We start from the raw sequence: 10,505 nt of genomic DNA, 5'->3' as shown, positions 1-10,505 counted from the left end.
GTGCAGAACGTACAGCAAAAAACGGTATCCGGTATAAAACCATAAAAGGTGTTGATGGCAAAACTATCACTAACCGTATTGAGTATGACGATGCTGTAAAAATAGCAAAACGTACCGGCCGTGCGCTAAAAACTGTACTATAAAACGTTTCACGACTATACATACCAGTCATATTTGCAGTGGCATTGCAAATATGGTTATGAAGTTGATATAGTTATTGAAACAATAAAGGGGTGTATGCCCGTAGAAATAAAGTTTACAAAATCTCCGAATATAAGAATGGCTGCAGTTATTGAAAAAGGGTTCTCAGAGTATAAACTTTTCAGCCAGGAGGGGTATATAGTGTGTATGGTTAATGAAGATATCAGGATGTCAAAAAATGTTGTGGCGTGTAATATACAATCATTCTTGGGTAAGTTGAGAAGTGTTATTTAAAAAACCAGTTTAACTCTTCCCTTGACTTCAATCAGCTATTTTACTATTAATATAATAATATGGTTAATACAAAGATAAGTACATTGTTTAAAAGTTTAATCTTATGTAGTGTTATTGTTGTTGGAATAGCAACTAAGCAGTGTGATTCCAGTGCGTTGTCTTCTCCATGTAGTATAATCGAAATTACAAATCTTAAAATCGGGCAAAGTTATAGTTTGAAAGAACTGCTTGGGTTTCCGTTTAATGCCTATTATGGTGGTAAGGAATTAACTACAGTTTTATTTGTACCAGAGAAACCGGTTGAAAATAATAGTCTAGGGTATGAACCTATACCTGACATGAATTGGGTAGAATTTGAGAAAACTGAATTTCAGCCAAACCCGGGAGAAAATATTGAGTCAGATATTATCGTTAGGATACCTAATGATGAAGCTATCCTCGGTAAAAAATATTTTTTCTATGTTTATATCAGAGAACAAGCCCCAAAGGAAATGAAAGCAGGTGCTATCATACTTGCAGCGCTTGAATGTTCTGTTAATTTTTCTATTGCTAATAAACCGCCTACGGCTGAGGAAATAAGGAAATTAAAACAAGCAAAGTTTGGAGGCGGCCTTTCTTTAACGATATCACCGCGGAGATTGTTTCTCGAAGGCGTTAAAGTTGGGGAAAAATATGATGTAAAAAAAGAACTTGGTGATATTATCAAAATACTTAATTCTACTAATAACGACGCCGTAATTGAATTTGATATAAAGACTGTTGCAAATAGTAAGTTATTGCTTCCATTAGATTATGAGGATTTACCTGATGAAAAATATGTTTCAATTCCTAAAAAACTAAAAGTAAAAAAGAATGCGATTGTTGAGATGCCCTTAAAGATTAATCTGCCAAAAAAAGAGGAGTTATTTAATAAAAAATATTACTTCATCATTACTGCACATGTGACGAGTAAAGTCATAGATACAAAATCTAACATCGCTATATTCATCGATACTGAAAATAAAGATGAAAAAAAGTAGTTATATATTCCAAATCATAACAGCTTGTTTGTTCCTCAATATTATGTGTGTTTCGACAGAAGCATCACAATGGTGGGTGGAAACAAGTAGTGCGGATTTTAATGACGGGTACCTCTATCGTTCTACCTATAATGCAACTTTTACGGATTTACAGATTGCTGATATGGCTGAATGGCTGGATACAAACTGGGCACGCCGTATTGTCGTAAGAATAGATAATTCAAGTAGTTATGCGGATCTTACCGATTATCAGATAACAATAACTACGGATACGTATAATCTTATTAGAAGTTCATATACCCGTTCCGATCTTGGGGATATACGTGTGACGGATAGTGATGGAATGACACTACTGCCCTACTGGATTGTCCCTGCGACTAAGAATACAACCTCGACAATCATTTGGACCAAAGTACCATTGATTTCCCATCAATCAGTTAAAGATATCTATATTTATATTAGCAATCCAAGTACAACGACCGCGGAAAACCGTGACGGTGTATTTGACCTCTATGAAGACTGGGAGTCCGGGTCAATAGATATTACCAAATGGTCAATCGGGGGTAATCGCCCGTTCAGGATTGCTTCCACAGGTATTCCGGAGGATAGAATTTATGAAGGGAATTATGCTGTGTGTAATTCCACTCTTGCAAACAGTGAGAATTCTACTTTAACAATTGCAAAAACTATATCTATGGAAGGTAAAATTACGTTTTACTGGGCTGCATACTGCCAGGGGTCTGGGACCGATCACTTATATTTTTATTTAGATGGGGTGCAGCAAAAAAGGATTCCAACTTTTGGGAATCAACTTCATAACTATGCACAAGAAGAGTATCAGATTTCTTCGGGTGAACATTCTTTCAAATGGGAGTTTAGTAAGGATATAAGTATAACATACCCGCCAGATCGCGGGTGGGTGGACTTAATAATTATACGTAAGTATAAGTCAAATGATCCTCCTATCACCTGCGGGATTTTGGAAGAAAAAAAGCCGTACTATACCCGTGGTGAGTATTGGTCTAATGTATTGGACACCCAGGGGGATAATACTATTATTGAGTATACTTCCTGGACACTCACAGGGCTTAGTACCAACGTTAAGGCGTACTTCCGAACTTCAAACAGTTCGTTCAGCGTTATCTCCGAACTCCCGACTTATATTGAAGTGACTAATTTTTCGAATCCTACTCAAATAAGTAATGGGAGATATCTGCAGTATAAGATAGTATTACTTGGTGATGGCGTGAATACACCATATTTTGAGGAAATGTCAATAAAGTATAACTCACCGCCGTTGAAGCCGTCTAAGTTCCACGGTGTTGCTGTATCAACTTATACTATTGACTGGTCATGGCTGGATAATAGCCCTTCCGAGACCGGGTACCGCGTGTATTCTGCATCCAAGACGTTTTCTAGTTCAGGGTATCTCCTCGCTGCGGATACCGCAGGGGTTATCTCCGAACTCGGGGTGAATACCACATTTTGGGTGGAGACGCCGCTTAAGGCGAATACATCATACGGGAGGTATTCAGTTGCGTATAATTCTGTTGGCGGGAATGCCAGTGCTAATAATAACGGGCAGATTGCGCCTGTATATAAATACACCTCAGCTGTGAATGCTAATGTTGCAAGGGAAAAGTTTTTTGAGGACCAGCCCATGGGGTATCATTACCAGTCGTACTCCACAGGTTCATGGACTAATGACAGTGAATTTTATTTTACGAGTAATGTGAGTTCCGGTACGGATGGCGTGCAGTATTACCGTTATGACTGGTCTACAGGGACCACGCATTCCTGGGTGGATACAGAAAGTTTGTGGACCGTGAAGTCGTCATCAAAACAGCATGATATCACAGGGGATTGGATTTTTAAGAAGCCGGAAATTTTGCTTCCTCCGCCGTTAAACAGTGATAACTGGTATTTTCATGTGCGGAGTTATAACGGTGATAATGAATCTGCGGGTGCGCAAACACTTGGCCCGTATTACTTTAACGGCTGCCCGTCGGGAATCACTGACCTTTATGCTGAACCTAGTAAGTTAAAAGAGGGTGAGATCGTTCTCACATGGACCGCGCCGTATGCTGATGCTACATTCAATAATATATCTAACGGCAAATTCCTTGTCCGTCACTCAAATTTTCTTATCAATACTGACGCTAAGTTTGATGCTGCGTATGTTATTAATAAGGATACTACCGTTACACAGGGGGTGGGGCAAAGAATTTTGGTCACCAGCCTTGTCCCGGGGACTACCTACTGGTTTAATGTAAAAGCACAGGATTCCACAGCAAATAAGGGTGAGTTATCAAACATCTTCGTTGGATGTCCCGCAGCGAAGGTTGCGAAACTTGTCTTTATCTCGCCGGCTCAGACGATTTACGTAGGCTTCCGCAGTGAGCCTTTTATTATTCAGTGCCAGGATAAGGATGGTAATCCTTTGCAGATTGAACAGGAGATTAATATATACTTCCAGTCCACCTCTGGGAAAGGTGAGTTCTCAACCACAGGTGAGGACGGGAGCTATGGCGCGCCGTATTTTACTATCCGTAAAGGTGAGTACGAAGGTAGGTTTTATTATCGTGACCTTAACTCCGGGGCTCCTACAATTACGGTATCAGAAACATCATCCCGGGGATGGTCTTCAGGGAGTCAGGGGATTACTATCATCCCGGGTGCGGCAACTACGTTCTCCATTACCCACGATGCAAAAGGTACTATCTGGACCCCGGAAAGTATGGTTATCAAAGCCGTAGATAATTATGGTAATATCTCCGCACAATACCGCGGGAAGGTTAGTATCATCTCCTCCGACCCGTCGAACGTAGTTGTTATTCCCAGTTCATATACTATAGGCGCGGGGGATAATGGGCAGTTTAGCGCACAGATTAATAATTTCACTGTTGCTAAACAGATAACTTATACCGCAGAAGAACTTACGGATGAAACGTATAACAAACTGTATTTTGACGGGCTGGAGACCGGTTGGCTTGTCGGGACTAAGGGTACTATCAAAAAAACTGCGAATGCCGGGGCTGACTGGTTCAGCCAGATATACGGTACTGCTGCGGTTAATGGATTGGAGTCAATATATTTTGTAAACTCCAGTACAGGGTGGGCAGTAGGGTCTAACGGCAGTGCGTATAAAACTACCGACGGGGGGTTGAGCTGGAACCCGAAATCTACCGGTGTGTTGAGTACTATGCATTCCGTACATTTTGCTGATATCAATACCGGGTGGGCAGTGGGGAACGGGGTTATCCTCAAAAGTATGGATAGCGGGAATACGTGGGTACTGCAGTTATCCACGTCGCTCGTGCTTAATGCAATACACATGTTTTCTGCTACCGACGGGATTGCATTGGGTGACGGCGGGGCGGTAGTGAAAACTTTTAACGGAGGTACTGCGTGGTCGCAGGTTACCGTTCCGACAGTAAATAATCTGCAGTATGCTGTATTCCTTGATACAAGTACCGGGTGGGCAGTGGGGACTAACGGGACGATTGTGCGTACTTTAGATTCCGGTACGTCGTGGGTGGTACAGAATAGTACAACCACAGAAAATGTTTTTGGGATGGCGTATATAGATTCAAATAATTTGTGGGCGGTAGGGGATAATTCTACGTTACTGCGGACTATCAACGGGGGTACAACCTGGACAAAGGTTAACTATAGTTTCGGTGCTAACCTTAAGAGCATATTTTTTGTTAGCCAGAATATCGGCTGGATTGCAGGGGCTAACGGGACAATCTACAAGACTACCGACGGGGGAACTTCATGGGTGAAGTATTATATGCGCGGGACGTCAGCCGTGATGAACTGGAATGGTTTAGTCTGTACCCCGAGGGATGATATATTCACCGCACCACCCGAGGTGGTTCAAAGCCGGGAAGGTCAGGCGGTCGGTATGTTCGGGTTGTCTACACGTGAAGAGGGAACGTCGTCGGCTATTACAAAACTTACTATCACGCGGACTGGTACCGGTAGTGATTCTGATATTTCTGTCGTAAGATTATTTAAGGACCAGGGGAATCTTAGGTTTGACCCGCCTTCCGATGGGCAGAAGGCATCCGGGGTGTTCAGCAGCGGGACTGTGACGTTTAATTTGATTGAAACTATTACTAATACCACAAATTATTATTTTGTCGCGTTTGATGTTCTTGACCTCGCGGTACTGGATAAAACTTTGGGGTTCTCAATCAACTACGACGGGATCACTGTGAGCAGCGGTATACTTCCCGCAAGGAATAATCTTCCATACAATAGCGCAACACCGTATATCGCGCCAAGTTCGTGTACCGTTAGGGTTATCGTAAACAACCTCACCTCCAATACTACGGCGTATCAGGGATACCGCGATATATTGATGTGGACACTTGATATGAATACCGACCGCGCAAGGTCGCCCTTCACCGCTCTTAAACTCAGGCAAAATGGGAAAGTGATACCTCCGCGTAATGCGGAGAATGGTGAAATTATTCGCGTATACGCTGATACCGACCCCGACGGGAAGTTGAATACCATATACGATACTATGATAGGTTCCGGGGTGTTTAGTACAAGCGATCTTGAAACTATAGTGCATCTATCAACACAAACTATCACGCAGGTACAGTCATTTTTCTTTGTGACAGTAAGTTTTCCTGCGGAATATAACTGCGATAAGTTCGGGAATGCAACTTTTAAAATGCTGCTCCAGGTTAGTACCGCATACCTTTTCCTTAGCCCCGAAGGGAATAACGGTATTCTTCCAATGGGTTCTGCGTATGACAGCACTAACGGGTGGTTTCTTTCACAGGAAGTTGTGGTGTATCCCGAGTATGACCTCGTGACACTGATCCCTGACCCTCCGGCAGGGGGACGGGCTATCTATCAGGGAGCGACCGAAAAGTTTATGTCCTTCGCTGTTGAGGTGGATAGTAATGTTGCGTATTTTGAAGGTATAGGGGTTAATCTCGGGGGTGATGATTTATATACTGCCAGGCAGTCGTCTACTGACGCGAATTACGTGTTTATCTACATCGACTCCGGGACATTGCCCGGTGTACTGCTTAGTTCCGCATCGTTCAACCAGGGGCTGGCATGGCTTGAGTTTTCGGATACTTCAAAGGTTCAAAGATTAGAAGCGGGTACACGAAAACGGTATAACCTCTATGTCCTGCTGGATAAACTTGCATCCGTTGGGAATACTATTCAGTTGAGGATCGAAAATTCTGCGCGTATTGTCGTGCGCCAGCCGGATGAGGTTTCCTCTGCGAACCTACCCGCAGGGTCGCCTGTACACGTTATTGCGGATTATCCGGATATCGTAAGGATTACTGCTGAGAATCTGCCGTTCAACCGTGACCGTTTATATTCTGATAATTCAGCGCTTGCCTGGGTGTACGAAAATGAGGGTGCGCTTGTCGGGGATATTACCGTCGGGAAGCTTAATATGTCCGCGTATTCCAGTGCAAAAGTTTCGGCACTAACATTCACGCATAAACACCGTGAGGTGGCAAATGTTAAGGGTTCCGATATTATTGATGCTGTAAAAGTTTATGCTGATACCGATAATAACGGCTTGTTCAATACCGATGATGTATTGTTGAGTACCGGAGCGTTTACGTATTCTGATATTGAAAAAACCCAGGCGACGGTTACACTCTCTCCCGTACAAGTGGTGCAGTATAATAGTACCCACACGTATTTCGTGGTGTACGACGTTGCCCGGAGTACGCCGAGTATCGGGAAAATTCTTAACTTTGATGACCGTGATTATGTTGCGCTTACCGTCGTGAACCCAGACCTCGGGTCGGTACTTGCTCCCTTCAAGGCGGTGGCATTATATATTAAAGACCCGAAGGAACCTACCTGCAAGAATCCGGGCTCGGAGAATGCGTTGCCTGTTATCAAGAATATCGGGACTGTGTATTATACCAACCAACCGTCAATGCTGAAGTTCGCGTGGGAACTTCTTCTCCCTGAAGCCGGGACTGTGACGTATAACTACGCTGTTGGTACCTCCACAGGGGATACAGCAGTGCAGCAGTGGACATTAACGATTGACCGTAGTGCGTTTATCACCGGGGTAAACCTTCTTCATGACAGTACTTACTACTTCAGGCTCAAGGCTATGAATGCAATAAACGGGCAGTCGTATACCAGTAGTGAGGCATGGTTTGTTTTTCATGTGGACCTCACAGCGCCGGTGATGCCGTCCGCTGCGCCCTACATCCCTTCAGGGACAGGGGGGACGAGTTTCTGGCTGAACTGGTATCCCGCGGTTGATTATGAATCTAATGTATCTACCTATACACTTGAACGGCAGGTTAATACCTCGCCTTTATGGGAAACTGTATCCGAATCTATCTCCGGATCGTTGACTGCGTATCATATTGATAACCTTACAAACGGGTATTTTTATAGGTTCCGCGTAAAATCAAGGAACGGTGCCGGGACGGTATCTTCCTATTCCTTATCCTCTGCGTGGTATACTCCGCTTAGCCCAGGGGAGGTTATTAAGGAAATATCTTCCTATCCTAACCCTGTAGACATTAGAGATACTAATGTTACTATTACATATATATTAAACGCAGACATGCAGGCAGTCCTGAAAATTTATGACGTTTTTGGTGAACTAGTGAAAACGTTTAGTTTCAACCTCGGAGAAAACGGGGGTGCAAACGGGCCGAATAGTGTTACCTGGGATGGGAGAAATGAACTTGGAAACAAGGTCTCAACCGGGATGTACTTCCTATATATTGATGTAAAAACCCCGGCTGGGTCTACAGAACATAAAACCTGGAAAATCGGAATAATGCACTAAAAACAGTGCTACTACCTGTTGTGAAAGACTTCACATTCCGGGATTATCAGAGTATTTGATTGTGAGTACCTAAAGAGTGTTTATCGACGAGAAAAAAGGGCAACTCTAAAGTTGTAGTTTAGATTTTAAAGTTTAAAGAAATTATTATTTTTTTTTTGCTTGACAATCATCAGGGATTTGTCTAATAATATTACTGGGAAGATAAAAGTGTTGAGTTGTACTTGAAGGTTGAGTTAAAAGGATATTCATTAAGGTATACATAGAAATGGAAGAAGGGAAAGAGGAGGAAAAGAAAATGGAAAGTATTTTGAGGAAGTCTACACACAAACACAAAAGGAAAGGAGGTGACAATTTTATGAAAAAAGTATTAGGGTTATTGCTAGGCCTAGCTGTAATCGTTGCATTTGCGGGTACTTCAGGTGTATTCGCTGCAGATCCGGATACGGATTCTGCGTACATCGTGGTAAAATGCGTTGCTGTTGTATCAGTTGACATAGTTGGTGCTGCAGCGGCATTTAGTGGCACAACTGAAGGTGCGCCCCAGGTTGATTTAGGAGAAGTTTCCCCTGGTGAAGTAGTTCATTCAAGTGCAGCAGTTTCTGTTATTAATGACAGCCAAGGTGCAATCACTAAATGGAAGGTGAAAGTAGGAGCAGTGTATGCATCAGCAGATGGTATTAATGACTGGGCAGCGGATAGTGGTATCCATGCTTGGACAACAGATGGAGCAGCTGCGGGTTCAAATAAATTTCTTGTAAAAAGTATATTTACCGCAGCAAGAAATACTGAGTTTGCTCTTGATTTCGGAGCAGGAGATATCGTAACAACATCAGATCAGACTTATATGGAAACTACTGGTGTTTTTGGTCCGCAACTTAGTAGTGCGTATGGTACTGCTGTTGATGATGGAGATCCTTCATCAAATTGGGTAAATCCAAAGTATACAGTTGGAACCACCGAGTCAGGTTTAAGTAATCATACTCGTAGTCTGTGGTTAGAGTTTACGGCACCATTAGCTATTTCAAATGCAAGTTACAGAGCTATTACTGTTAGTGTGACAGCGACACAGAGCTAGTAAACAATACCTGTCCGGAGCGGGGAGGATTTCCTTTCCCGCTCCCGGCAGGAAGTAGTCGGGACCCAACGGTTGGCCCGAAACGCAAAAAAGCGAGACAACCGCTGTGTTCCGGTGAAAGCCAGTGAATACAGATAATATAGAATAAGTAAGTCGAACTCTAAACAAAACCCCCGTAGAGAGGAAGACTACCGTGCCTACAATTAAGTTTGGCACAATCACACGCAATAGCGTAAGCTATGCGTTATATAGTTTTTATGTAAATAGTATATATACTATAGTTTCTTTATTCTCCAAATTTGTCTCCTTTTTTTCTTTTTATAATAATAACAATACAAGTATCGCGGATGCCACAATAGGTGGGCACGGTAGTCAAACAGCTCTCTACGGGGGTATAGAGTTCGTTCGTACCGGCTCACCTATTGTGGCTTTTGTGATCTCCAGCTTAACTTCAAAAAATATTTCAGAAACGGAACCAGTAATGAGCGGGCACGGTAGTCAAATAACAACTCTCTACGGGGGTATAGAGTTCGTGAACGACAATATCGGCTCGCTCATCACCGGTTCTGTTATTTCAAAAGAAAATTCGGAAGGTACATTAGGCGGGCACGGTAGTCAAATAACAACTCTCTACGGGGGTATAGAGTTCGTGAACAACTACATCGGCTCGCCTAATGTATCTTTTGAAAATAATAAGGGCAGGCACGGTAGTCAAAATCTCTCTACGGGGGTAAAGAGCATCGAGATGAACTGTCTGCCCAACTATAACAATGGATTTACATATACAGCAGCGGTAATAGAAGAAACGGAACCAGTAATGAGCGGGCACGGTAGTCAAATAACAACTCTCTACGGGGGTATAGAGTTCGTGAACGACAATATCGGCTCGCTCATCACCGGTTCTGTTAGTAGTGATGGGCAGGAAACGGTAAATAATAAGGGCAGGCACGGTAGTCAAAATCTCTCTACGGGGGTAAAGAGCATCGAGATGAACTGTCTGCCCAACTATAACAATGGATTTATATATACAGCAGCGGTAACAGAAGAAACGGAACCAGTAATGAGCGGGCACGGTAGTCAAATAACAACTCTCTACGGGGGTATAGAGTTCGTGAACGACAATATCGGCTCGCTCATCACCGGTTCTGTTAGTAGTGATGGGCAGGAA

Annotated in this window: 5 protein-coding genes; all 5 read left to right on the top strand. The window is 43.0% G+C overall.

All coding sequences use genetic code 11. From position 1 onward, the window contains the following. Positions 1-237 precede the first annotated feature (237 nt). A complete protein-coding gene (locus WC955_11865; protein MFA5859747.1) occupies positions 238-435 on the top strand; it encodes a hypothetical protein in 198 nt (65 codons plus the stop codon). Between the two features lie 215 nt (positions 436-650). Then, positions 651-1,454 carry a hypothetical protein gene (locus tag WC955_11860; protein ID MFA5859746.1) on the top strand — a complete coding sequence of 268 codons (804 nt, stop codon included), beginning with the start codon at positions 651-653 and terminating at the stop codon, positions 1,452-1,454. 76 nt (positions 1,455-1,530) lie between these two features. Next, positions 1,531-8,262, top strand: coding sequence for a DUF2341 domain-containing protein (locus tag WC955_11855; protein ID MFA5859745.1), 6,732 nt, complete (start codon positions 1,531-1,533; stop codon positions 8,260-8,262). A 307-nt stretch (positions 8,263-8,569) separates the two neighbouring features. Next, complete coding sequence (locus WC955_11850) at positions 8,570-9,337, top strand: hypothetical protein (protein MFA5859744.1); 768 nt, start codon at positions 8,570-8,572, stop codon at positions 9,335-9,337. A 193-nt stretch (positions 9,338-9,530) separates the two neighbouring features. Continuing rightward, positions 9,531-10,505 (top strand): hypothetical protein (locus WC955_11845; protein MFA5859743.1); only part of this gene is annotated, 975 nt, incomplete at its 3' end.

The organism is Elusimicrobiota bacterium, assembly GCA_041658405.1.
Taxonomy (GTDB): domain Bacteria; phylum Elusimicrobiota; class UBA5214; order JBBAAG01; family JBBAAG01; genus JBBAAG01.
This window is presented reverse-complemented; position numbering and strand designations above follow the sequence as displayed.